The organism is Proteus sp. STS61-E, assembly GCF_040932335.1.
GTDB classification, from domain to species: Bacteria; Pseudomonadota; Gammaproteobacteria; order Enterobacterales; family Enterobacteriaceae; genus Proteus; species Proteus mirabilis_B.
Genome location: NZ_JBFQGE010000007.1, coordinates 1 through 25,927, shown reverse-complemented (window position 1 = coordinate 25,927; position 25,927 = coordinate 1). Strand labels below are relative to the sequence as shown.

Sequence of the window (25,927 nt, the reverse complement as noted above, 5' to 3'; positions counted from 1 at the left end):
CCTTTGGATAAAATGGTCTTGCTAAATCGAATCAGTGCAATTCAGATTCACCCAACTTATTGATATTATTAATATCATTCTCTGTGAAGATGTAATGTATTCCACAATATTCGCATTCCATATCAATATTCCCCTGTTCTTGCAACAGGTGGTTCACATCTTCTTTCGACAATGTTACTAATGTATTTTCACAACGTTCTCGCGAACAAGTGCAATGGAATTCAACAACTTGAGGATCATAAAGAGTGACATCTTCTTCGTGATATAAGCGATGTAAGATCTCTTTAGTATCTAGCGTAAATAGCTCTTCAGCCTTGATTGTATGTGTTAACTGTGTGAGCAATTCAAAATGTTCAGCCGTATGTTCTGCGGTGAACTCTTCTGATGCTGGCAATACTTGTAATAACATACCCGCTGCGGCTGGTTTTCCTGCTTGCGTACCACTGCGAATAAATACGCGTGTAGGTAACTGTTCTGATTGCTTAAAGTAGTTATCAATACAGGCTTCGATAGTTTCGCCATCAAGAGCAACAATCCCTTGATAACGTTCACCTTTCTCAGGTGTTACCGTGATAACCATAAAACCATTCCCGATCATCTCTTTTAAGCTACTACCTGCTTTAACATCATCCCCAATACGCGCAACACCACGCATTTGTTGATTGTTATTTCCATTGATCACTGCCAGTCGCACAGGACCATCACCTTGTATTTGAACCGTAATATCGCCTTCAAATTTAAGCGTAGCTGTTAACAAACTGGTAGCCACCAGCAAATCCCCCAGAAGGTGTTGAACTGGCTCAGGATAATGGTGATTTTCAAGCATTGATTGATAGGTTTCAGTCACATTGACCAATTCGCCACGTACCGCGTTTTTTTCAAATAAAAAACGTGATAAAGAGTCTTTTTTAGACATGATTTTCTCTCATTTCAGGGAATCGGTTAATCCGATTCTTGTAAATTTGTCTGTTTGAAGCGAAGTAAGGTGCGTCTTTCCTTTTTATCGGGACGACGTTCAGGATGAGGCATTGTTAACGCATTCATTTTTCTTGCTAGAGCAATTTTTTCTCTTTTAGCAATACTCTCTGGTGTTTCACAATAAAGTGCTTGTGCTTGCGTAGCACCTTGTCGCTGTGAACTTACCATAAGAATGGTTACCGTCCGTTCATCATTACCTTGTCGTAGACGTATTTCAGCGCCCTCTTCAACGGTTTTACTTGGCTTGCCTCTCACACCATTGTAGTGAACTTTACCACCTTCAATCATTGTGCGAGCAATAGCGCGTGTTTTATAGAAACGTGCAGCCCAGAGCCATTTATCTAAACGGACGCCACTTTCTTGCGATGGTTGACTCATCCCTTTCTCCTTAACTTCAACTTCTTTATGAAGGCGATAGTGTAAACACATAGCCTTCCACAACAAGGGACTTACTGAGGAGGGCGATAAAAACAGTGCTCATAGTAGAGACTGATTTTATTCATGCGTTGGTTGTTTTGTCGCCGACGCCGGATGATAAGAAATAGGTTCAATATTAAGAACCCAATAGCGATAAACAATAATAACGTATTCCCGATGTAATATAACATCGTCATTGAATCTGGCAGGCTATGTAAAAATATCTGTAACGTACCATTCGCATCAACAACCATGCCAGTTATTACCCCACCTGTATCAAAAGGTGTATGCAATAAAATATCAGATAAACGTTGTAGTTCTCGCCACTGTTCTAACGGAGTAGGTTCAAACACAGAGTTTGAACTTGAAGCGTAATCAACAAGCTGTTTTCTTTCATCACTGATTAACAGCACACCACCCGGAGGAGGACTGTTTAACAGTATTGCGGCTTTATCTATTTCTCGGTAGATAAAAGAAGATGTGGTGGTGTCGATAAGCTTTTCCAAGGCCTCAGCACTTACTGCACGCAATAAAACATTGGTTCCAGTTAATTTACCACTTTCAGCTCGTTGAACTAATGCAGCCCAATCATTGACATTACTTAAGTTTACTAGCGCCATTTTAAGGCGAATACACTCGTTTTCTCTTGGGCATAAATCCTGTGTTTTCAACACAATGCCATCAAAATTATCTAATAGGTTCATCCCAGATTTAGTAATAGCTTGCCCTAAACTTGGGTTAACTCGGTTATTAGAAACAGGATGTAATTGCTCTTCAACCATATGCAATAAAGCAGCAGCTTTTTCTATCGTGCTCGATTCAGGCATTGGCATTGGATTACTGTTATTCCAGTAAATTCCCGAACAATCAAAAGGTGCAAAAATCGTTTTATTATTCTTACTTGATAAATTAGGTGGCATGTAACACATCCCAACCCCTTTCGCTTGAATAATATCTCCGACATGCAAATCAGTTGTTTCCAACTCGGTAAAATTGGTGACTAAGTGAGGTTCTGTATCTTTAAGCCATGAAAAACTGAGCTTCATTGAAAGAGAAAGAGGCTGATAGAGATACAACATGCCAATAATAAACAGGCTCCAGAAAACGAAGATAATATTTTTAATATAGCGTTTATATGGATAATTTTTTTCTTCATCATGCAATGAAAGGTAATTTCCTTGCTTTACAACATGATGACTTGGGTACATTTCTAAATAAGTCACCTTATCAATATCGCTTTGAATATAAGGCTCCCAATGAGGCGGATAAATGAGATCAATCCCCCCTAAAGAAACATTTTTTACCTGCCCATGATCAAAGTTACCAAAAAGCCCCCAGCGCTTTAAACGTCCTTTAAAGCAGTGGATTTCTTGTTTACGAGGTTTGATCAAAGGGTTGTGGATCAGAAAAACACCAATAGCAAGAAAAGCACTACCGGTCGCTAGTATCCAAGGAAGAAAAACTTGAGGCATCATTAAGGCTGTTAGGCACAACGTAAACCCTATACAAATAAAAGAGCCATCCCAAAAACCAGATGAGTTATGTAATCGATATTCTTCGTTTGTTTCTTCTCGGATTTGTAATAAGTGAGCCGCATCACCTTCATTCTTTTGAATTGTTGATGAACCATTTGCCAATATTGGCTCAGAAAGCTGCTTTAAACTTAAAGCAGAAAAATGAATTTTTTCATCTTTTAAGAAATGACCATTCACACCCACAACGATGGGGATCGAGGGGGTGCAGACAACATCAAGAACGTTTTCTTGCTGAAGATAAGGAACAAGCAGTGGGGGAATATGAATTTCAACAGCATCAATATAGTAACGCCAATGATTTAATCCTTCACTAGAACCCGCAAAGCGATTAACGATATTTCTTAATGTAGTAACGACTTCGCCTTTAACTGGCATCTCGGGGAAGTTTTGTAATGAATAGCCAGAAGAGAAATCAGAGGTACCAAAATAAGATAAATAATCACTAATAAGCCCATAGTCATCAGAAGTGAGCTTGCGATAAGTAGGTTTAGCGAGGGATGGGAGATGATGTGAGCCATCAAGCCGCCTTCTTTTAAAGAATAGAAAGGCGGCCATTATAAATAGGCTTATCATCAAGATAGCCAATATAATGACTGATAATCTCATTTTTTCCCCATGCTTATACTGATGCTGCGTAGTAACAATAACAAATTTAAAACCCTGCCTAACATAAGGCAATTCCTATTCTTTTGTTCTATTTTTTATTTAAATACAATAGATTATATTTTTGCTGTCGCGTTATAATTTATATCTCTTATCAAGTTTATATCCGCTAACAACGCTATCTTCAGGTAAAATAGCGAATCAATAAATAATAATATTCTCAAAAAATCAATAAATAACTAGGTTGGATAGCGGAGTGTACTCAATTTTCCTTTAAAAGCTAAATCTAATTGTTAGATTTATTTTGTCATTAATGTGTTAAATTCAGGTTAATCTCTATTCTGCCAGGGACTGTTATGAAAGAACTTAAAAAACCCAATATATTAAACGTTGATAACATCGCCCGTTCTCGATTATTTCAGATCCAATCCGTTAATCTGGAGTTTAGTAACGGAGAAAAACGTACTTATGAGCGAATGAAACCGGCTAATCGTGAAGCCGTTATGATTGTTCCTATCATTGATGACAATCTTATTCTTATTCGTGAATACGCCGTTGGTATCGAAAATTACGATTTTGGTTTTCCCAAAGGCGCAATTGATCCCGGTGAAAATGCCCTGCAAGCCGCAAACCGCGAACTAAAAGAAGAAATTGGCTATGGTGCCCATTCATTAATAGAACTTGCAAAGCTTTCTATGGCACCGTCTTACTTTTCTAGCAAAATGAACATTGTTATTGCGCATGACCTTTATCCAGAACAACTTGAAGGTGATGAACCTGAACCACTGTTCCAAATACGTTGGCCTATCGCAAAAATGATGGATTTACTCGACCATCCTGACTTCACAGAAGCTCGTAGCGTCAGTGCTCTCTTCTTAGCCCATCGCTATCTATTACAAAATAAGTAGATAATAAAAAACCGGACTTTGACATCCGGTTTTTATTTTCGATTAATTAGAATAACTCGTTAGACTCGCCATTATCCTCAAAAATCTGTGTTCCTACTTCATTTTTTGCTCTTTCTGTCGGTTGAGTCCCATCAATAAAATATTCTTTCATTGAAGAGCCATCACCTGCCAGCTTTCCTGTTCTTCTATCAATTTGAACAGCGACGACACCTTTTGGTGCAGGCATCATATTAACTGGCACACCATCCAGAGCCACTTTCATAAAGTCGTTCCAAATAGGTTGTGCTGTTTTAGCACCCGCTTCACCGCCACTAGCAGCAGTTCGACCTAAATTGCGGCTACTATCATCAAAACCAATCCAAGCAGTGGCAACAATATTGGCACCATATCCAGAGAACCACGCATCTTTAGAGCTGTTTGTTGTTCCTGTCTTACCACCTATATCTTGGCGTTTAAGATCACGAACAGCACGCCAACCAGTACCAGACCATCCTGGTTCACCCACAAGGTTTGTTCTTAATGCATCATGCATTAAGTAAGCCAGTGGTGTGCTGATAACGTGTGGTGCATAAGGGCTTTCTTTTACAGTTTCAGCTAATGGTGCTTGCTCTAATTCAATTTCAGGCTCAGCTGTTTCAGGCTGAGATTTATTAGATTGAGCAACGTTTTCCATATAGTCATCTGATAACGCAATAGAACGCATTGTATCGCCGTAAATAACAGGGATATCCGTACAATCTGGGCAAGCTACTTTCGGTTTTGCAGTAAACAGCTCTTCACCATCAGCATTTTCAATACGTTGGATATAATAAGGCTCGATGAGATATCCGCCGTTTGCCATAACAGCAAACCCTCGTACCATTTGCATTGGTGTAAATGATGGTGAACCTAATGCTAAAGATTCTGTTCTATCAATATTTTGATTAGGGAAACCAAAACGCAATAGATAATCAGCGGCATAATCCACCCCCATTGCGCGCATTGCTCGTACCATTACTACGTTTTTAGACTGACCTAAACCTTGGCGTAAACGAATAGGACCAGCATAAGTTGGCGGTGAGTTTTTAGGACGCCAATCTGTACCTGCACCAGCATCCCAACGGCTAATAGGTAAATCATTAAGTAGTGTCGATAACGTCAACCCTTTATCTAACGCCGCAGCATATAAGAAAGGTTTAATGTTTGAACCGACTTGGCGTAAAGATTGAGAAACACGGTTAAATTTACTGATCTCAAAATCAAAACCACCCACAAGCGCAATAATCCCTCCATTGATTGGATCTAATGCAACAAATGCTGCATTAACACCCGGAAGTTGCGCTAATACCCAACTGTTTTCGTTATTTTGACGTACCCAAATTTGCTCACCAACATGGACAACGGCATCAACTTTTGTCGGTGTTGCACCTTGAGAAGTGTCAGAAATAAATTTACGAGCCCAACGAACCGCTTTTAAATCTAGCGTAATGTTGTCGCCCGTTTTTAAGATAACTTTGGCTTCTTTAGCATCCGCAGATAACACAACCGCCGGAATTAAAGGACCATAAGTTTGAATTCCTTTTAATTTCTTGGTGATAGCTTCATTATCCCATGGCGTTTGCCCTTCACTCCATAAAACTTCTTGAGCACCTCGGTAACCATGACGCATATCGTAGTCGATAACATTGTCACGCAACGCTTTTTCTGCTGCTAGTTGATCTTTACGAACAACCGTAGTGTAGATTTTATAGCCATCGGTGTAAGCATTTTCACCATAGCGCTCATACATCTCCATTCTCACCATCTCTGTTAGATAAGGTGCGGAGAAATCAATTTGCGGTGCATGGTATTTAGCAACTATCGGCTCTGCTCTTGCACTTTCATACTGTGCACGAGTGATATAGTTCTCTTCATACATACGCTGTAAAACGACATTACGACGTTTTAAAGCACGATCATAAGAATAGAGCGGGTTAAGTGTTGACGGTGCTTTTGGTAAACCAGCAATCACTGCCATTTCATTTAGGCTAAGCTCATGAACACTCTTACCAAAGTAAACATAAGCCGCAGCACCCACACCGTAAGCACGGTTACCTAGATAAATTTTATTTAGATACAGCGCTAAAATTTCATCTTTAGTAAGCTCTTTCTCAATGCGGATCGCCAAAAAGGCTTCTTTAATTTTTCGCATTAATTTCTTTTCAGGTGTTAAAAAGAAATTTCGAGCTAATTGTTGCGTGATGGTACTTGCACCTTGAGAGGCCTGTCCTGATGTTAATGCCACGACAACAGCACGCGAGATCCCAATAGGGTCAATACCGTGATGCTCACGAAAACGCGTATCTTCTGTTGCAATAAAGGCATTAATAAGTTGAGGAGGCATCTCCTCCAATGTTAGCGGTAAACGACGTTTTTCACCGTATTGCGCGATCAACTCTCCGTCTGCACTAAATACCTGCATAGGGGTTTGTAAACGAACATCTTTTAATGTCGCGACATCGGGTAACTGAGGCTCAACATACTTATACATACCGTATATCGAGGCTGCTCCCAAAATTATGCAAGCAAAAACGAAGATGAAAAAATATTTTAAGAACTTCACCTTAAATTTCCCATGTAGTGTGAATTGGGCGGTTTATAAACAAACAGTGCGTAGTATAAAGGTAACGCCTCTTTGAAAATAGGCAATTACTCATCAATAGATATGGATATCATTTATGGAAACACACAATTACCAGATTGGTATTGAAATTAACACTCATCATATCAATGCAGTTTTGGTATTTCAGCAGAATAAACAATGGAAGATCAGTGCATTTTGGCAATTCCCTTTACCTCTTAATGGCGATGTAAATGACACAAAATTAAGAAAAATCCTAATAGATTGGCGTAAAAAATTACCCTCTATTAATAATGTTACGCTTTCGCTACCGGATATTTATGAAAACTATCAAACTATTCCACTGCCTCATGCTATTTCCCTCACATCAGCAGCGTGTTATCGGTTAGCGCAACTACGAGCCACATCTTACACACAAAATACGAAAATCCCTGTTAATTTTGATTATCGGCAAAATAAAGGGAAACTCGCTATTCATCTGTGCCATAAAACGATTTTAGATAAGTATATTGACTTGTTTTCTCGAATAAACTTAACAATAACTGCGATTGATACCCCTGCGTGTGCACTACGCTATTTAGCAACTTACCTTGATATCTCACCTCAAGATCCACTTTTATACTGTAAAAACAAAATGCTACTTTGGGTATCATCTGATGAAAATATGCCCCATTACGGCTCTATCGCCTATGAAAACCAACAAGAACAACAAGCATATATTGACCAGCTAATAGAAAAATATCATTGGTCATTAAAGCACTGTTACTTAACGGGTGAGAATGAGGAATATTTTAGCCAGTCAATGCCTATTTGGCCCAATCATTCCCACGACTTATTTAAAACAACGTCAAATAAAGATCTCATTCCACTTGTTGCACTCGGTTTGGCATTACGCCTTGAAGAGGTGTTATGTATCAAATAAATTATCTACCTTGGCGCCACAGGTTATTTAGACAAAAAGCATGGTTATGGCTTTCTCAAACGCTATCATTGCTCACAATCACTTTCGTTATTTGTAGCTATTGCACTTACCATTTGACACAAAAGCGAACACTCATAACAGCGCAACAACGCCAAACACAGCAACAAGAAGATTTATTACTAAAGCAGCTAGATATATATCAAGAACAGAAAAAACAGACACTTTTACGCTATCAACACTATTCACTCTATTATCAAAACTGGCTGCGATATTTACATTACATTCAATTCTTTCGAGCTATCGAAATGCATCTTCCTTCAACAGGTTGGATTAACCATTATGATGGAGCAGATAATCAACTCTCACTGCATCTCACTCTCCCTAATACACAATCACTCTCCTTTATTACCAATATTAAAAGTCACCCAGCTTTAGCCTATTTAACATTGGGTTATTTACAACAAAGCAAAATTGATCCGTCTTACACAGAAGTACATTTAAACGGAAAATCAGAAGAGCAAAATCGAGGATACGAAAATGAAGAAGATGAGGGAAGCCAATGAAAATAAATGCACAATGGTTGTTATTTATTGCATTTTTACCTAAGTGGAAACTCACTTTACTGAGCTTAATTATACCTTTTATTGCCTTTCTATTTTATTACCTCTTTATCTACACAGACTACCAGCAAGAGATAACCCAACAGCATGTAGAAATGGCACAAAGACTAAAGCGCATTAATCACCATCAAAGTACGTTAGAAACAATGCCTACTATTAATTCACTGATCGCACAACAAATAGATTATGACATCCCATTAAATACCTCTCCAGTTAGTGAGCAATTACAACACTTATTGATGACTTATCATTTTATACCGGAGATTTGGGAAATCACGCCTAACTCTTTATATAAACTTACGTTTACTTTGTCTTATTCTCAGTTTTTAACGCTATTGGAATACCTTCATCAAACCAGCTTAGCGCTTATTTCTCTGAATATTGTTCCAATAGAAACCCATTTAATTTCAGTACAAATGGGCCTGACAGAGCTAAGTTATCCTAGCGCAATTCAGGGTGATATATCATGAAGATAGGAATTTTAATTGTCATATTATGTATGACAACCACCATTTTGGCTCACACCAGAGATCCCTTCTTTCCTGAGAATATCGATGATGCAAAAATGTCATCCACCTTTATTGAAGAGCGAACATCAACTACAGAACAACCAGAAGAATTACATCACCAACTTTATCCATTAAATTATGCTGATGCTAAGAAATTAGGTGAACAACTAAGTAATCATACTATTCCATTACTTAGTCAGCAGGGACGCATTATTGTAGATAGTGAATCAAATAGTCTTTCTATCGTTGATAATAGTAAGACACTGTCTGAAATTGAGGATTGGTTAAAATTACGAGATACTCCCCAACAACAAGTTCATATCACCGCACATATTGTGAGTAGCAGTCAGGATGCTTTAAATGAATTAGGCACTCAATGGGGATTACAAGCATTAAAAACACAAACCGAAGCCGCCTCTACAATACCTAATGCTATTCCAACAACCTCTTCGCTTAATTCAGCGTTATCAACCCCTTCACTTTCTGCATTATCGCTCCATCAAAATACCAAAAATCCCCTTCACTATATTGCATTTAATATTGCCAGAATTAATGGGCGTCTATTAGAGCTTGAATTAAGCGCATTAGAACAAGAAAAACAGTTATCTATTATTGCAAGTCCACGGCTAACGACCGCTCATGAAAAAACAGCCTCCATCAAACAAGGAACGGAGATCCCCTATGTCAGTCGAGATAATGAAATTACACGAGTTCAATTTAAAGAGGCGGTCTTAGGTATGGAAGTAACACCCATAATTCAAAGAAATAAAAAGATAAGATTAATACTTAAAATTAGTCAAAACACACCAGGCATTGCACTTGTTCAAGGTGGAAGTGAACATCTGTCTATTGATAAACAAGAGATCAGCACAGAAGTGACTATTCGTGATGGAGAAACCATTATGTTAGGCGGTATATTTCAGCAAAAACAACAAGAACACACGGCAAAGATCCCTTTCTTATCCTCTATTCCATTACTAGGCGTACTTTTCAGTCATAAAAGAGATCAACACAGCCGCCATGAATTGGTTATTTTTATTACACCCAAATTAATCTAATTTTTTATGCAATAAATACTTTTATTATAAAATACAAAGCACTATATGTTTTTTACTAGTATTAAACTGAGAGTTATTCATTGTTTTTTCTTATAATCAGTATTTATAGATTTGACGATGAGGACGATTTAGCTTACAAGGGTTAGCTAATTTGAGTGAGCCTGAAACATCACAATAAAAATACGGATACATTTTATGCACTTCCTCTATTCTTGGAGGTAGGGCTTTTTATATGTAATATTGATCGATTGATGACGAAAAAGACAATATTATCAGATGCGGTTTTCCGACTAAATTGTGTTAGAATCTCCGCGTTGCCAACAAAGATAATTACTTTTTTTAGTAGTTTTTGTTATGTACTGTGGGCAAAGGGATTTTTATCCTATGTTGTCGCTTATGACAGCATGTGGTTATTTTATAGCGATCTACTGAAAGAACTCAGTCTTATTATGAGAGTAGATAACAAATGTTATCAGGTGTGAATTAGATAAACACTCATAAATTTCAGTTTAGGTCCCGTCGCTGAATGAATTTGGCGGGGCGGGTTATCATTAACGAATATCTTAGTAATACCAAAAACATGGCAGAGAAACGTAATATCTTTCTGGTTGGGCCTATGGGTGCCGGCAAAAGCACTATTGGTCGTCAGTTAGCTCAACAACTTAGTATGGAGTTTTATGATTCCGATCAGGAAATTGAGCGGCGTACAGGTGCGGATGTAGGTTGGGTATTTGATGTTGAAGGCGAAGAAGGCTTCCGTCAACGAGAAGAGAAAATAATCAACGAACTCACTGAAAAACAAGGCATTGTACTTGCAACAGGTGGTGGCTCGGTGAAATCGCGAGAAACCCGTAACAGACTATCTGCACGTGGTGTGGTTGTTTATTTAGAAACCAATATTGAAAAACAACTCGCTCGTACCCAACGTGATAAAAAGCGTCCTTTATTGCAAGGTGTTGAACCTGTGCGCGATGTCCTAGAGACATTAGCTGAAGAACGTAATCCTCTTTATGAAGAGATTGCTGACATCACTATTCATACTGATGATCAGAGTGCAAAAATTGTAGCCAATCAAATAATTGAATTATTAGAACAAAACTAATAAATTCAGCTATTTATAAGGTTAAGTAAAGACAATAAGAAGAAGGCCACTGTTATGGAAAAAATCACTGTCACATTAGGTGAAAGAAGCTATCCCATTACCATCGCTTCTGGCCTTTTTCATCAAGAAGATACCTTTTTACCTTTAAAATCAGGGCAGCAAGTTATGATAGTCACAAACGTGACACTTGCTCCACTCTATTTAGAAAAGGTAACAGACACCTTAAAAAAACAGGGTGTTTTGGTTGATAGCGTGATTTTGCCTGATGGCGAACAATATAAATCGCTAGAGATCATGAATGATGTCTTTACTGCATTATTAGAAAAAAATCACAATCGAGATACAACACTTATCGCATTAGGTGGTGGTGTTATTGGTGATCTAACCGGTTTTGCCGCAGCAAGCTATCAACGTGGTGTTCGCTTTATCCAAGTACCAACAACACTATTGTCACAAGTTGACTCTTCTGTTGGTGGAAAAACCGCAGTTAATCACCCTCTTGGCAAAAACATGATTGGTGCGTTTTATCAGCCCGCTTCTGTTGTTATCGATCTCGATTGTCTTGCCACATTACCGCCTCGTGAACTTTCATCGGGTTTAGCTGAAGTTATTAAATATGGCATCATTTTAGATAAAGACTTTTTTATCTGGCTTGAAAATAATATTGATAAACTCTTAGCTCTTGATCCTAAAACCATGGCATTTTGTATCCGTCGTTGCTGTGAACTAAAAGCTGACGTCGTTGCTGCTGATGAAAAAGAAACAAGTGGTTTACGCGCACTACTCAACCTAGGACATACTTATGGACACGCCATTGAAGCTCATATGGGATATGGTGTTTGGTTGCATGGTGAAGCTGTTGCCGCAGGTATGGTAATGGCGGCAAGAACATCTCAAGCACTTGGTCAATTCACTGAAGAAGAGACTCAACGTGTTATTCAATTGCTTGAGAAAGCTAATCTTCCCGTCAACGGCCCTATTGAAATGACACCTGATGACTATTTACCTCATATGATGAGAGACAAAAAGGTATCTGGTGGCAAATTACACCTTGTTTTACCAAAAGGCATCGGTCAATCCGAATTACGTGCCGATATTACTCGCGAACAAGTCCGCAAAGCGATAACATCTTGCATTAATGCAAATTAAGCTCCCCATTACCTGACAAGAAACAAACCAGAATATTCATTTAAGGAAAATTCTGGTTAATATTGTCAAATGCAACGTTTCAGAAAAAGCGTTTCATCCTTATACTATGAGGTAATGGCTAAGGCTGAATAGAATATTTTTCGCTTTTTGACGCTCTGACGGAGGGCATAATGGACGAGTTCAAACCTGATAATGAAACCAAGGGTGATAATTCACTCAAACCTGATACATCGGATAGACCTGAACGTCGAACCAACCGACCTCGTAGCAATCCATTAAAAAACGCACGATTCTCTGTATCCCGTCAACAGATGATGATTGGTGTAGGTGTTTTAGTCCTTATTTTGCTAATTATCGCAATAAGTTCAGCATTAAAATCACCAGAAACAACTGAACCTACCTCTCCGACCAACACAGAAAGAAATATCGATCTGTCTCAGCAACCGTCATCCGTTACGCCTTCAGAAAATGATCAGCCATCAACACCTCAATCTATTTCTGGGCAAGATATACAACCTGCAACACCACCTTCACAAAATTTACCTCCAATGATTGATTCACAAGGTCAACGTGTTGAGATCCCTGGAGATATCGTTGATTCATTAAATCAACAACAAGCGGGTATTAATCAGGCGACTAGTCAGCAGTTAAATGCACAACAACCAAAACCCGTGCAGCCTGTTACACAGCCACCCGCTACCAAACCTGTACAACCAGTGCAAAAACCGGCTGAAGTAAAAACACCACCGACAAAACCGGTAACACCACCAGCAACAACACAACCTAAGCCTACAACGGCTAAACCTGTTGTTTCAGGTTCATTATCAGCAGGTAATTTAAGTGCTATTCCTGCCACTAACTATACATTGCAATTAAGTGGTGCAAGCCGCCAAGATACCTTAGAGGCTTTCGCTAAAAAGAACCTCAATGGAAACTACGCTATTTACAAAACACAGCGTAACGGTAATCCATGGTATGTACTCATCTATGGAAATTATCGTAATATAAGCGAAGCCAAACAGGCCGTTTCTTCTTTACCAGCGCCAGTGCAAGCAAAACAACCTTGGGTTAGACCGATGAAACATGTTCATCAGGATCTAAAAAAATAATTAAGACGAAGTTCACCGCTGATATGCTGTCTGAAACAGAGTACAATCGGCGACTCTGAAACGATTGAGAAATTTGGACGGCATGAAAAAAAAACGCGCATTCCTAAAATGGGCTGGTGGTAAATATCCTTTGGTAGATGACATTAAACGTCATCTGCCCGAGGGTAATTGTTTAATTGAACCTTTTATGGGTGCCGGTTCTGTTTTTTTGAATACAGAATACGATTCATATATTCTTGCTGATATAAATAGTGATCTAATTCATCTCTATAATACGGTAAAGCAACATCCTGAAAAATTTATGAAGGATGCCCGCTTATTATTTACCCCTCAAATGAATATCGCAGAAGAGTTTTATCAACTACGACAAGAATTTAATCGTTCAACGGACGCTTATCAGCGTAGTGTGTTATTTCTCTATCTTAACCGTCATTGCTACAATGGGCTGTGTCGTTATAATTCAAAAGGCGAATACAACGTCCCTTTTGGTCGTTATAAAAAACCTTATTTTCCTGAAGCAGAGCTAATTTGGTTTTCTGAAAAAGCACAAAAAGCCGAATTTGTTTGCCAAAGCTATTCTTCTACTATGACCAATGCAGAAAAAGGTGCCGTCGTTTATTGCGATCCTCCTTATGCACCATTATCACCGACTGCAAATTTCACGTCATACCATACAAATAGCTTTAGTTTTCAAGAGCAGGAACATCTGGCTCAACTTGCCTCAATGCTGGCTTACGAGAGACAGATACCCGTGTTAATATCAAATCATGAGACTGCGTTAACAAAAGAGTGGTATGTAGACGCAAAAGAGCTACACAGTGTGAAAGTCAGAAGAACAATCAGTAGCAACACACTCGGTCGTAGCAAAGTGAACGAATTACTTGCCTTATATAAATAATCGTTAACACCTCCCGACAATGGGAGTGTTGTCTGGAGAATGCGATGAAAGATTTTCTGATTGCCCCTTCTATTTTATCTGCTGATTTTGCTCGCCTTGGTGAAGATACTGAAAAAGTGCTCGCAGCGGGTGCTGATGTTGTCCACTTCGATGTCATGGATAACCACTATGTTCCTAATCTGACATTTGGTGCGCCAATTTGTAAGGCTCTACGTAACTACGGCATTACAGCACCTATTGATGTTCATCTAATGGTTAAACCCGTTGACCGTATCATCCCTGATTTTGCAAACGCGGGTGCAACTTATATCTCATTTCACGCTGAAGCCAGTGACCACGTCGATCGTACTATTCAATTAATTAAAGATTGTGGTTGTAAAGCAGGTTTAGTGCTTAATCCAGCAACCCCATTAAACTATCTCGACTATGTTATGGATAAATTGGATCTTATTCTGCTGATGTCTGTCAACCCAGGCTTTGGTGGACAATCATTTATTCCTAATACCCTCGATAAATTACGCCAAGTTCGTAAGATGATTGACGATGGTGGTTATGACATTCGTTTAGAAATTGATGGCGGTGTCAAAGTCGATAATATTGCTGAAATTGCGCAAGCTGGCGCTGATATGTTCGTTGCTGGCTCTGCTATTTTCAATCAGCCAGACTATAAGCATGTTATCGACAATATGCGCCGTGAATTAGAAAAGGTATCGTAATGACAGATAAAAAACTCAAAGGTATCCGTGCTATCGCCTTTGATCTTGATGGCACTCTCACCGACAGCGCTGTCGGTCTTACAGAAGCAACAGACTACGCATTAAAAGCAAAAGGTTTCCCTCCAGCTGGCAAACATAATGTCACTATCTGGGTTGGAAACGGCGTGGATATGCTACTAACACGCGCTTTACACAATGCAGGTGTCGAGGATGTGACTGATACCTTGTTAAAAGAGATGCGTGATCTTTTTGATGAACATTATGCAACCTCAGTCAAAACAGGCAGTGATTTATTCCCTCACGTTAAAGAAACCCTTGAAGTATTAGCTTCACACAATATTCCTCTGGGTATCGTGACAAACAAACCAACACCATTTATTGCACCATTACTACAACAGCTGGAAATTGAGAAATACTTTTCCTTAGTGTTAGGTGGCGATGATGTGAAAGAAAAAAAACCACATCCAGCACCATTATATTTAACAATGGGCACATTTGGTGTTAAAAAGGAAGAACTCCTTTTTGTTGGGGATTCTCGCAACGATATTATTGCAGCACAAGCGGCTGAGTGCCCTTGCGTAGGTTTAACCTACGGCTATAACTACGGCGTATCTATTGCAGACAGTAAACCTGATTTTACTCTCGATAATTTTGCTGACTTGCTTTCTATCCTCGATATCACGCCAATGACAACTGTGGAACAGAATTAAAATGACGACTTCAGTAGAAAAAACGGCACAAAAGCCAATTGTATTCAGTGGTGCACAACCTTCTGGTGAATTAACTATCGGAAACTATATGGGTGCACTACGTCAATGGGTACAAATGCAAGATGACTATGATTGCATTTACTGTATCGTTGACCAACACGCCATTACAGTACGCCAAGATCCTAAAGAGCTAAGAAAAAGAACCTTAGATACACTGGCTCTGTATCTTGCTTGTGGTATTGATCCAGAAAAAAGTACTATTTTTGTTCAGTCACATGTTCCACAACATGCACAATTAAGCTGGGCACTTAACTGCTATACCTATTTTGGTGAATTGAGCCGAATGACTCAATTTAAAGATAAATCAGCACGCCACTCTGAAAATATCAATGCAGGGTTATTCGATTATCCTGTATTAATGGCAGCAGATATTCTGATTTACCAAACAAACCAAGTGCCTGTTGGTATCGACCAGAAACAACACCTTGAATTAAGCCGTGATATTGCTCAGCGCTTTAACGCTATTTATGGCGATATCTTCACCGTACCTGATCCTTTTATTCCAAAAGGCGGTGCTCGTGTGATGGCATTACAAGATCCGACTAAAAAAATGTCTAAGTCTGATGATAACCGTAATAATGTTATCGCATTGCTAGAAGATCCAAAAGCAGCAGCTAAAAAGATCAAACGTGCAATGACAGACTCAGAAGAGCCACCTCGTGTTATTTACGATCTTGAAAACAAAGCAGGTGTGTCTAACTTACTCGATATTTTAGCGGGTGTTACAGGTAAAACTATTCCTGAATTAGAAGCTGAATTTGAAGGCCAAATGTACGGTCATCTAAAAGGTGCTGTCGCTGATGCAGTATCTGAAATGCTAACCAACATTCAAGAACGTTTTAACACTTTCCGTAATGATGAAGCCCTGCTCAATAAAATCATGAAAGAAGGTGCTGATAAAGCCAAAGCTCGCGCTCAAGCAACCTTAGACAAGGTTTATGACGCAATCGGATTTATTGCACATCCGTAATTTTTCGTTAATACATAAAAAAACACCCCAAAGTTGGTGTCCAACTTTTGGGGTGCAGTTCATTTTTAGGGAGGTGTTTTTTTCAGTAAAGAGGGATTATTGGGTTCTTAATACCACAAGCGTACGCATATCTCGCTAAGGTATCTACACTCGCTTTAGTAATATTATTTTCTATTCTGGTAATTACGGGTGGTGTTACACCCATTCGCTCAGCAACTTGTGCTTTTGTCAGATTATCGCGTTTACGCCATTGGGCCAATGTGTCTCTCAATTTTTCCTTGCGTGTTTCATCATCCCAAGCCACACGATATTCTTCATCTTCCATCATCTCATTATGTAATTCTTTATGACTTCTCAATTTCATTGAGCACCTCCATCAATCGTTTTTGGGCGATCTCAATCTCTTTCTTTGATATTTTTTGTGTTTTCTTAATAAAGACACGAAGCATAATAATTGTATTTCTTTTATGGTATATCCATATGCCTCTAGCAATATCAGTACCCATAGTACGGATCTCGAAAAGACCATTCCCTAAATATTTTGTATCAGGCTCTCTTAATAAACGAGCATCGTGCTCTATCTTAGTAATAAGTTTATCGTATTTAACTCGTATTTGAATAGGTAACTCTAATACTTCATTCCAAGCATTTGGGTGGTATAAAATCTCAAACACAAGCTTTTCCTTAACTTAAAATTAGCCTACAAGCTAATTTTATGCAAGGTTAAATTAGTCCACAAGCTGATTTTTATTAAAAACAACATTAATTATCAATAAGTTAACTATTTATTCCTTAAATAACCGCCGATTAAAACTCTCAATGGTTTGATTTTGTAGTCTTAACTGCATAGTTTTACTCCAACTAGCTGATAATCCGGCGGCACTTAATAGACGATGATAAAGCTCTTCATCGAATGGCATATGAAAAGCAATTGAAATCGCTTCTTTAACAGAGACATCACTGTTTCTTGAAACTAAAACAAGCGGATGATGACTGCCTGTTTCACCTGTGCTCACAACACGATATAACCAACCACAATAACCACTATCTTGCATAATTTGCGAAAAGTTACTGACTTCTGTCACCGTGTTAAGTTTGTAGCAAGGAGAGCGAGGTTGAGTAACTTGAATTAATGCTGTTCCCCACTGATAAATATCACCAATAAAAACATTCTCTTCTGTCATACCTGTTGTTGAGATATTTTCACCAAATGCAGGGGCGTGAAAAAAATCTGTCAATTGTGGAAATTGCTCAGCCCAATAAAGATAATGTTCTTTAGGGTAGTGACAAAGTGCGCGATCAGGACCACCGTGAAAACTCTTTTCTGCTTGCTCATCACCTTCTAATCCCAGTGATGTCAATTTGATATGACCATCCACCAGCCTTTTGGTGATAGCACTGGTAAATCCATTAGATGTTGTTGTGACATTACCGATAAAAACACTAGGAAAATAACGCATAGCTCACTACCTAAACAGAAAAGAATAACTCATAGTAAAGATAGTGTTCAAAAGAAACAATGCCGACATTTGTCGGCATTGAAAATATAAAAGAGAAAGGAAACTATCTACTCAATTATGCTTTGCTCTGAAAACGCTTTTGCGCTTCATCCCAGTTAACTACTGACCAGAATGCTTTAATATAATCAGGGCGACGATTTTGATATTTTAAGTAGTAAGCATGTTCCCACACATCTAACCCTACAATTGGGTAACCAGATGCACCAGCTAACTCTTCACCCATTAATGGGCTATCTTGGTTTGCAGTAGAAACTACCGCAAGTTTGCCATCGTCTTTTAATACTAGCCAAGCCCAACCAGAACCGAAACGGCTAGCCGCAGCTTTTTCAAATAACTCTTTAAAGGCATCAACGCTACCAAAGTCACGTTCAATCGCGTCTTTTAGTGAACCTTGTAATTGAGTACCTAGCTTCAGACCTTTCCAGAATAATGAGTGATTAGAGTGACCACCTGCGTTATTACGTAAAAAAGTACGTTGATCCGCTGGTACTTTATGAAGATTTTTAACTAACTCATCAATCTCTAAGCCAGCAAGCTCAGGTAACTTTTCTAATGCAGTGTTGGTATTATTCACATAAGTTTGATGATGTTTAGTATGGTGAATTTCCATTGTACGCTCATCAAAGTGAGGCTCTAATGCATCATAAGCATAAGGCAGTGCAGGTAATGTATAGCTCATATTAATCTCCAGTGCTGTTTTATCTTGGATCACACCATGTGATTTATCTTTTCATTTCATTATAGTGAAAAAAACGTTAATGAAAATCATTATCATATCCATATTATTTTTGTGGTTTTTTTATCCAGCACGGTTAAATTAATTTTCACAGTATATTATTTTAATTTAAAAGCTTTCTATCAAACGATGATCCTATTAAACAAGAAAATAGTAGATAAATAATTCCCTACCAGCTTTAGCACTAATTGAACATTCCATGAAAAGCATTTCCATTAATTCGTGATCTTCTGCGCAAAAAAGAAACAATCTTTATTTGCCCTCTTTTGTTAACGACTTTTTGACATAGTATTAACAACAGTGAGGAGAACGATTATGACAAAAATAAACCAACATCATATTCCTGCAAGCATTGCAGAACACGCCCTGATCAATAAAGAGCAATACCAAAAAGATTATGAATTATCCATCAAAAACCCAGAGGCCTTTTGGGCAGATAAAGGGAAAATTATTGACTGGATAAAACCATATACCGTGGTAAAGAATACTTCTTTTGACCCAGGCCATGTACGCATTCGCTGGTTTGAAGATGGTCAGCTAAATATCAGTCAAAACTGTCTTGATCGCCACCTTAAAACACGAGGAGATCAAGTCGCCATTATTTGGGAAGGTGACTCACCGAATGAGTCGAAAAAAATCACTTACCGACAACTCCATCAAGATGTTTGCCAGTTCGCTAACGTATTAAAAAACTTAGGTATTAAAAAAGGCGATGTTGTGGCGATTTATATGCCGATGGTGCCAGAAGCCGCGGTTGCTATGCTCGCTTGTACTCGTATTGGAGCCATCCATTCTGTCATTTTTGGCGGTTTCTCTCCTGAAGCTGTTGCAGGTCGGATCATCGATTCAAAAGCTAAATTAGTGATCACAGCTGATGAAGGATTACGTGCGGGTCGCGCTATCCCGTTAAAGAAAAATGTTGATGATGCTTTAAATCATGCCGATATCCCTCCTATTAATCATGTAGTGGTATTTCGTCGAACAGGACATACCGAACAATGGATTGAAGGACGTGATGTTTGGTGGGATGAAATCATTCAAGGTGTCAGCACAGAATGTGATGTTGAAGTTATGGATGCAGAAGATCCTCTCTTTATTCTGTATACCTCTGGTTCAACAGGTAAACCTAAAGGTGTACTACACACAACTGGGGGCTATCTCGTTTATGCTTCAATGACCTTTAAATACACCTTTGATTATCACGAAGGCGATATTTATTGGTGTACCGCTGATGTAGGTTGGGTAACAGGACACAGCTACTTACTGTATGGTCCTCTTTCAAATGGTGCCACTACCGTTATGTTTGAAGGTGTTCCTAATTATCCATCAGTTAATCGTATGGCTCAGGTCGTTGATAAGCACCAAATCAATATTTTATACACTGCACCTACCGCAATACGAGCATTAATGGCTGAAGGTGATAAGGCGATTGAGGGCACTCAACGCACCTCTCTGCGTATTCTAGGCTCTGTAGGTGAACCTATTAACCCAGAAGCATGGGAATGGTTCTATCAGAAGATGGGGCGTAGCCAATGCCCTATCGTTGATACATGGTGGCAAACAGAAACCGGTGGTTTCATGATAACCCCATTACCGGGTGCCATGGATCTAAAACCTGGTTCAGCAACACGCCCTTTCTTCGGTGTTCAGCCAGCAATTGTCGATAATATGGGAGAAGTACAACAAGGGGCTTGTGAAGGCAACTTAGTGATTACTGATTCTTGGCCGGGTCAAGCAAGAACACTTTTTGGTGATCATGAGCGTTTTGAACAAACTTACTTCTCAACCTTTAAAGGTATGTATTTCTCTGGTGATGGTGCTCGCCGTGATGAAGATGGTGACTATTGGATAACAGGACGTGTTGATGATGTCTTGAATATTTCAGGTCACCGTTTAGGAACAGCAGAGATTGAATCCGCTCTTGTTGCACACCCTAAAATTGCAGAAGCCGCAGTAGTTGGTATTCCTCACAATATTAAAGGGCAAGCTATTTATGCTTATGTCACTTTAAATCACGGTGAAGAGCCAACACCTGAACTTTACACTGAAGTTCGCAACTGGGTACGTAAAGAAATTGGACCAATAGCCACACCAGATATCCTACATTGGACAGATTCCTTACCCAAAACACGATCAGGGAAAATTATGCGCCGCATCTTGCGTAAAATTGCCTCTGGCGACACAACTAACCTCGGGGATACCTCAACACTCGCTGATCCGGGTGTTGTAGAGAAACTGTTAGAAGAAAAACAGTCTCTATCACTCACTGCTTAATACACAACAAATAGCTGTCATTTAAAAAACGTAATACGACAAAGCAAAGGCATGAAAATGTCTTTGCTGGGCTCTCTTACCTAAAAATCATGAAATGCGGGGGATTGAAGCCTCTAAATCAAGTGATAAACCAAACAATTATATAGAGGAGAACTCTGATGAATGCCAATATTTATCAAGAGATAGAAAACAACCCTCGCTTTAAAGAACTGGTTAATAAACGTAGTCGTTTTTCATGGACACTTTCAATTATTACGCTCGTTATGTATGTCTCATTTATCTTACTTATTGCGTTCTATCCACAATGGTTAGGTACGCCACTGTATGAAGGAAGCTACATTACTCGAGGTATTCCTATTGGTATGGGCTTAATCATCGCCTCATTTTTATTAACAGGCATTTACGTTATTAAAGCCAATACAGAGTTCGACAAACTTACCGCTGAAATTATTGAAGAGGTAGAAAAATGAGAAAGTTACTCTATGCAATAAGCTTATTTTTCCTCTCCTCAACGGTTGCTTACGCTACCGCAATAACAGAAGGAGGTGAGAAACAACCTATGAATATTCAGGCCATTATAATGTTCCTAATATTCGTAGGATTAACACTTTACATCACTTATTGGGCTTCTAAACGTACCCGCTCTCGTGCTGATTACTATACTGCCGGAGGGAAAATTACGGGTTTTCAAAACGGTATGGCAATTGCCGGTGACTTTATGTCTGCAGCATCCTTCTTAGGGATCTCTGCGCTAGTTTATACCTCGGGTTATGATGGACTTATCTATTCAATTGGATTTCTGATTGGTTGGCCTATCATTCTTTTTATCATTGCTGAACGCTTACGTAATTTAGGGCGTTATACCTTTGCTGATGTTGTCTCCTATCGCTTAAGCCCTAAACCCGTTAGAACACTTTCAGCTGTTGGATCACTAGTTGTTGTTGCACTTTATCTGATTGCACAAATGGTAGGTGCCGGAAAATTAATCGAACTCCTTTTCGGCTTAAATTATCATATTGCCGTTGTACTCGTCGGTATTCTAATGGTGCTATATGTTCTATTCGGGGGCATGCTAGCCACCACATGGGTTCAAATCATTAAAGCCATTTTATTACTTGCAGGTGCAAGTTTTATGGCTGTTATGGTTATGAAAGCTGTCGATTTTAATTTCAACACATTATTTAAAGAAGCCGTTAGTGTTCACTCAAAAGGGTTCTCTATCATGAGCCCAGGTGGTTTGGTTTCTGATCCTATATCTGCTCTCTCTTTAGGTCTTGCACTTATGTTTGGTACTGCAGGACTTCCTCATATCATCATGCGCTTCTTTACTGTTAGCGATGCAAAAGAAGCCCGTAAGAGTGTTTTCTATGCAACAGGTTTTATCGGTTATTTCTATATCCTTACTTTTATCATTGGTTTCGGCGCTATCTTACTCGTTAGCCCTAATCCTATGTTCAAAGATGCCGCTGGCGCTTTAATTGGCGGAACCAATATGGCGGCTGTTCACTTAGCAGATGCTGTTGGGGGTAATTTCTTCTTAGGCTTTATTTCAGCTGTCGCCTTCGCCACTATTTTAGCCGTTGTTGCAGGACTAACTTTAGCGGGTGCATCTGCGGTGTCACATGATCTCTACGCCAATGTAATTAAAAATGGTCACGCCGATGAAAAACAAGAGCTAAAAGTATCTAAAATTACTGTAGTTATCTTAGGCATCGTCGCTATTGGTTTAGGTATTTTATTTGAAAAGCAAAATATTGCCTTCATGGTGGGGTTAGCTTTCTCTATTGCAGCAAGCTGTAACTTCCCAATCATATTGTTATCTATGTATTGGAAAGGATTGACAACACGAGGTGCTGTAGCAGGAGGATGGTCTGGACTATTAGTTGCGGTCACGTTGATGATTTTAGGACCAACAATTTGGGTGAGTATTTTAGGTCATGAAAAACCCATCTATCCTTATGAATATCCAGCATTATTCTCAATAATTATTGCTTTTGTTGTCTCATGGCTTTTCTCTATTACAGATAAATCATCTTTAGGTGAGCAGGAGAAAGCAAAATTCCAAGCACAGTTTATTCGTTCTCAAATTGGCTTAGGCATTGAACAAGGTAAACAACACTAACAGCTTGAAATAATGTTATCTTTCTAAATAAAAGTAACCCCAAAGTAATTTTCAACTTTGGGGTTATTCATTTTCAACATTTTCATCAATCGTCATAAAAATCTCGATGATATTTCTATCATCTACTTATTTAGAATAATTTTAAGCTTTAACTACATATCTATACGATTATTTAAATAACTTATTATTAGTTATTTCATTATTAAAAATAGAAAGATAAATTAAATTAAAATCAATAAATTACAAACAAAAACAAACATAACTTATTTGCTATATCGCTTATTAATAAACTCAAAAAGCCCAAAATAGTGAGGGATAGCCATAATAATAGCAATTTCAGACACACTTCAGCCAAACAAGGCTTGTATTGTCAAAAAGTAAATGGTTAACTTTTTATTCTACATAAGAAGAGGTGGTAGTTTTTAAATAGATTATGTCTCGGTTAACTCATTACGCACTTTTATTTTTCTTATCTATGGCACCTGCAATATTAGGTGGTTCAACGCTGCATATAGAACAAAAAATCTATATTGTTCTTATTGGTTGGCTACTTATGCTGATGTGTAGTGGTATTTATCGTTCTGTTTTTGGAAAAATAATAACCTTCATTATTAGTGCATTATGGGCTTTAAACCTTTCTATTTCTCTGTTTTTTTATCGTGAACACGATATTGCTTTTTCATCATCTATTGCTGAAACTTTTATTAATACTAACGGCAGTGAAACTGTCGGTATGCTCTCTTATAATAAGTACTATGTCTTATTTTATCTATGTGCTTTTGCCATTTACTATTTTCTCATCCATAAAGCAGCTCGAGTCTCTGATCTAAAAACAACAAAAAAAAGTGTGATTGCATTTGTTATATTAATCGCCATTATTCCAATATATAAAAACTTAGCATTAAGAAACGATAACAAAAGTAAATTACTTGCAGAATATACTCTTCTAAATACCCCTTTTTATAATGCCGCAGCACTTGTCCGAACCTTTCATGAAAATCGCCAAATTAGAAAAATTGCTGCTCAGAAAGTTGAGTATCAATATAATAAAAACAGTGATAATACAGAAATCTATATTCTTATCCTTGGTGAGTCCGTTCGCAGAGATCATCTAGGAATTTATGGCTATCAGCATGATACAACACCTAACCTAATGAAAGAAAAGAGTAATCTTATTCTATTCAATCAGGTTTATTCTCCCGCACCAGTAACTATTCTCTCTGTACCCATTTCACTCTCAAATATAGGGTTAGAGCAGTTACAGGATAAAAATCATTATGCTGATAATATTGTTTCTCTCGCTAATCACGCCGGATTTAAAACATATTGGCTAAGTAACCAAGGTGAAGGTAATCAAAAAACCAGTGTTATTTCTGTTATTGCTAATATGGCTCAAAATAAAAAGTGGAATGAGTTTATCGGATATGATGAAGAGCTACTTCCTTATTTAGATCAGGCTCTCAATGAGCCTTCTACACAGAAAAAACTCATTATCTTACATACATATGGTAGCCATGAACCAGCATGTAATCGATTTCCAAATCAATATTTAAAGAAATTCACGCAAGAAGATGATGATAACTGCTATGACAGCTCTATCGCTTATACTGATAAATTAATTAATGACATCATCGAGAGAGTCAAAGATAAACCAGCTTCTATTCTCTACTTTGCAGATCACGCTTTACAGCGTCTCGATAAAAATAGAGAGATCCGTTATCATCATGGTGTAAATACACCACGAAAAGAAGCTTATGATATACCCCTATTTATTTGGTATAGCCCATCATCTATTAAACCTATTATTAATGATGATGCAGTAAATAAGCCTTATTCAACAGTAAATAACTATTGGCTATTAAGTAGCTGGCTTGGGATAGAACATAATTCCCCCAAAAAGTGCCATTCACCATTAAATGAATGCTATCAGCCTAAATCATCAATAACTGTTATTGATGGGAATAAAAACCTCTTAAACTATGATTTATTAAGTTCAGAAGAGCAGGAACCACAATAATATCCTCGTCAAAAATATCTAAATACGAAATACACTTAATAATAAAAAGTGTATTTATATCCTCATTATCTATTTCTAATAAGATATGTCTAAGATAACAATAGCTGAAAAAGCAGAATGTTAGGTATTAGGTGATGTTAGAAGAGGATGATCGTACCAATGGAGTACCATAAATAGGATTTAACAACGTTAAGAGTGGTTATTTTATTGAGGAATGTAACAACAGTTTTAGCTTTATTTGTTCTCTATAACATGATTTTGCTTACGATGTTACAGGAGTAGCGGCGGGTTCATTGCTTTATCAGCAATTAAAATAGTTTTTTATTCAGAGTACCTAAACTTCCAAACGCAAAAAAGCCAACCCATTGGGTTGGCTTTCTCGTCTTATTTAATGC

The 25,927-nt window shown here is 38.2% G+C and carries 24 protein-coding genes; 16 read left to right on the top strand and 8 right to left on the bottom strand.

Features of this window, described 5'->3' with window-relative positions; translation table 11 throughout:
- Nucleotides 1-31 precede the first annotated feature (31 nt).
- The 3 genes from hslO to umoB all read right to left on the bottom strand — a co-directional run bounded on the left by hslO (nucleotide 32) and on the right by umoB (nucleotide 3,536).
- Entirely contained in the window at nucleotides 32-916 is an 885-nt protein-coding gene (hslO, locus tag AB4J89_RS15225) for an Hsp33 family molecular chaperone HslO (RefSeq protein WP_368469806.1), read from the bottom strand.
- 26 nt (nucleotides 917-942) lie between these two features.
- A complete protein-coding gene (gene hslR, locus AB4J89_RS15220) occupies nucleotides 943-1,356 on the bottom strand; it encodes a ribosome-associated heat shock protein Hsp15 (protein ID WP_088494211.1) in 414 nt (137 codons plus the stop codon).
- Nucleotides 1,357-1,427: 71 nt separating this feature from the next.
- Nucleotides 1,428-3,536 carry a flagellar biogenesis regulator UmoB gene (umoB, locus tag AB4J89_RS15215; protein WP_088494210.1) on the bottom strand — a complete coding sequence of 703 codons (2,109 nt, stop codon included), beginning with the start codon at nucleotides 3,534-3,536 and terminating at the stop codon, nucleotides 1,428-1,430.
- 353 nt (nucleotides 3,537-3,889) lie between these two features.
- On the opposite strand from umoB, the gene nudE reads away from it, so the two are divergent.
- Nucleotides 3,890-4,441 carry an ADP compounds hydrolase NudE gene (gene nudE, locus AB4J89_RS15210; protein WP_088494209.1) on the top strand — a complete coding sequence of 184 codons (552 nt, stop codon included), beginning with the start codon at nucleotides 3,890-3,892 and terminating at the stop codon, nucleotides 4,439-4,441.
- A gap of 46 nt (nucleotides 4,442-4,487) precedes the next feature.
- Here the strand turns inward: nudE and mrcA are convergent, their stop codons facing one another.
- Entirely contained in the window at nucleotides 4,488-7,022 is a 2,535-nt protein-coding gene (gene mrcA, locus AB4J89_RS15205; protein WP_270756979.1) for a peptidoglycan glycosyltransferase/peptidoglycan DD-transpeptidase MrcA, read from the bottom strand.
- Nucleotides 7,023-7,137: 115 nt separating this feature from the next.
- On the opposite strand from mrcA, the gene AB4J89_RS15200 reads away from it, so the two are divergent.
- The 11 genes from AB4J89_RS15200 to trpS all read left to right on the top strand — a co-directional run bounded on the left by AB4J89_RS15200 (nucleotide 7,138) and on the right by trpS (nucleotide 16,863).
- The gene (locus AB4J89_RS15200) at nucleotides 7,138-7,962 is read left to right on the top strand and encodes a hypothetical protein (RefSeq protein WP_368469803.1); all 825 of its coding nucleotides are present in this window, start codon (nucleotides 7,138-7,140) and stop codon (nucleotides 7,960-7,962) included.
- Nucleotides 7,950-8,525: a fimbrial assembly protein gene (locus tag AB4J89_RS15195; protein WP_368469801.1), complete on the top strand. Its 576-nt coding sequence runs from the start codon at nucleotides 7,950-7,952 to the stop codon at nucleotides 8,523-8,525. Before AB4J89_RS15200 ends, AB4J89_RS15195 begins: the two co-directional genes overlap by 13 nt.
- On the top strand, nucleotides 8,522-9,052 hold the full coding sequence (locus AB4J89_RS15190) for a hypothetical protein (protein ID WP_368469799.1): 531 nt from the start codon (nucleotides 8,522-8,524) through the stop codon (nucleotides 9,050-9,052). The genes AB4J89_RS15195 and AB4J89_RS15190 overlap by 4 nt, the downstream gene beginning before the upstream one ends.
- Nucleotides 9,049-10,149, top strand: coding sequence for a type IV pilus secretin PilQ (pilQ, locus tag AB4J89_RS15185; protein ID WP_311755550.1), 1,101 nt, complete (start codon nucleotides 9,049-9,051; stop codon nucleotides 10,147-10,149). The genes AB4J89_RS15190 and pilQ overlap by 4 nt, the downstream gene beginning before the upstream one ends.
- Nucleotides 10,150-10,729: 580 nt before the next feature.
- Entirely contained in the window at nucleotides 10,730-11,251 is a 522-nt protein-coding gene (gene aroK / locus AB4J89_RS15180) for a shikimate kinase AroK (RefSeq protein ID WP_036914409.1), read from the top strand.
- A gap of 54 nt (nucleotides 11,252-11,305) precedes the next feature.
- A complete protein-coding gene (gene aroB, locus AB4J89_RS15175; protein ID WP_088494203.1) occupies nucleotides 11,306-12,400 on the top strand; it encodes a 3-dehydroquinate synthase in 1,095 nt (364 codons plus the stop codon).
- A 170-nt stretch (nucleotides 12,401-12,570) separates the two neighbouring features.
- Nucleotides 12,571-13,509, top strand: a complete 939-nt coding sequence (locus tag AB4J89_RS15170) for an SPOR domain-containing protein (RefSeq protein ID WP_088494202.1) — start codon at nucleotides 12,571-12,573, stop codon at nucleotides 13,507-13,509.
- A gap of 82 nt (nucleotides 13,510-13,591) precedes the next feature.
- A complete protein-coding gene (gene dam, locus AB4J89_RS15165; protein WP_075672599.1) occupies nucleotides 13,592-14,407 on the top strand; it encodes an adenine-specific DNA-methyltransferase in 816 nt (271 codons plus the stop codon).
- A gap of 44 nt (nucleotides 14,408-14,451) precedes the next feature.
- Entirely contained in the window at nucleotides 14,452-15,123 is a 672-nt protein-coding gene (gene rpe, locus AB4J89_RS15160) for a ribulose-phosphate 3-epimerase (protein ID WP_099076132.1), read from the top strand.
- Complete coding sequence (locus AB4J89_RS15155) at nucleotides 15,123-15,833, top strand: phosphoglycolate phosphatase (RefSeq protein ID WP_088494200.1); 711 nt, start codon at nucleotides 15,123-15,125, stop codon at nucleotides 15,831-15,833. The genes rpe and AB4J89_RS15155 overlap by 1 nt, the downstream gene beginning before the upstream one ends.
- Before the next feature lies 1 nt (nucleotide 15,834).
- Nucleotides 15,835-16,863 (top strand): tryptophan--tRNA ligase, encoded by a 1,029-nt coding sequence (gene trpS, locus AB4J89_RS15150; RefSeq protein ID WP_075672602.1) that lies wholly within the window; start codon nucleotides 15,835-15,837, stop codon nucleotides 16,861-16,863.
- Nucleotides 16,864-16,945: 82 nt separating this feature from the next.
- Here trpS and AB4J89_RS15145 read toward each other — a convergent pair whose 3' ends face one another.
- From AB4J89_RS15145 to sodA, 4 genes are all read right to left on the bottom strand, one after another.
- Nucleotides 16,946-17,227 carry a helix-turn-helix transcriptional regulator gene (locus tag AB4J89_RS15145; protein WP_088494199.1) on the bottom strand — a complete coding sequence of 94 codons (282 nt, stop codon included), beginning with the start codon at nucleotides 17,225-17,227 and terminating at the stop codon, nucleotides 16,946-16,948.
- Nucleotides 17,208-17,537, bottom strand: a complete 330-nt coding sequence (locus AB4J89_RS15140; protein ID WP_088494198.1) for a type II toxin-antitoxin system RelE/ParE family toxin — start codon at nucleotides 17,535-17,537, stop codon at nucleotides 17,208-17,210. Before AB4J89_RS15140 ends, AB4J89_RS15145 begins: the two co-directional genes overlap by 20 nt.
- A gap of 111 nt (nucleotides 17,538-17,648) precedes the next feature.
- Nucleotides 17,649-18,323 carry a 6-hydroxyaminopurine reductase gene (yiiM, locus tag AB4J89_RS15135; protein ID WP_088494197.1) on the bottom strand — a complete coding sequence of 225 codons (675 nt, stop codon included), beginning with the start codon at nucleotides 18,321-18,323 and terminating at the stop codon, nucleotides 17,649-17,651.
- A 115-nt stretch (nucleotides 18,324-18,438) separates the two neighbouring features.
- The gene (sodA, locus tag AB4J89_RS15130) at nucleotides 18,439-19,062 is read right to left on the bottom strand and encodes a superoxide dismutase [Mn] (protein WP_075672604.1); all 624 of its coding nucleotides are present in this window, start codon (nucleotides 19,060-19,062) and stop codon (nucleotides 18,439-18,441) included.
- Nucleotides 19,063-19,434: 372 nt separating this feature from the next.
- Here sodA and acs point away from each other — a divergent pair, with 372 nt between their 5' ends.
- The 4 genes from acs (at nucleotide 19,435) to AB4J89_RS15110 (ending at nucleotide 25,532) form a co-directional block, all read left to right on the top strand.
- Complete coding sequence (gene acs, locus AB4J89_RS15125; protein WP_088494196.1) at nucleotides 19,435-21,393, top strand: acetate--CoA ligase; 1,959 nt, start codon at nucleotides 19,435-19,437, stop codon at nucleotides 21,391-21,393.
- Nucleotides 21,394-21,551: 158 nt separating this feature from the next.
- Nucleotides 21,552-21,863 carry a DUF485 domain-containing protein gene (locus AB4J89_RS15120; RefSeq protein WP_088494195.1) on the top strand — a complete coding sequence of 104 codons (312 nt, stop codon included), beginning with the start codon at nucleotides 21,552-21,554 and terminating at the stop codon, nucleotides 21,861-21,863.
- Nucleotides 21,860-23,515: a cation acetate symporter gene (locus tag AB4J89_RS15115; RefSeq protein WP_368469792.1), complete on the top strand. Its 1,656-nt coding sequence runs from the start codon at nucleotides 21,860-21,862 to the stop codon at nucleotides 23,513-23,515. Before AB4J89_RS15120 ends, AB4J89_RS15115 begins: the two co-directional genes overlap by 4 nt.
- A gap of 433 nt (nucleotides 23,516-23,948) precedes the next feature.
- Nucleotides 23,949-25,532, top strand: coding sequence for a phosphoethanolamine transferase (locus tag AB4J89_RS15110; RefSeq protein ID WP_088494193.1), 1,584 nt, complete (start codon nucleotides 23,949-23,951; stop codon nucleotides 25,530-25,532).
- Nucleotides 25,533-25,927 lie beyond the last annotated feature (395 nt).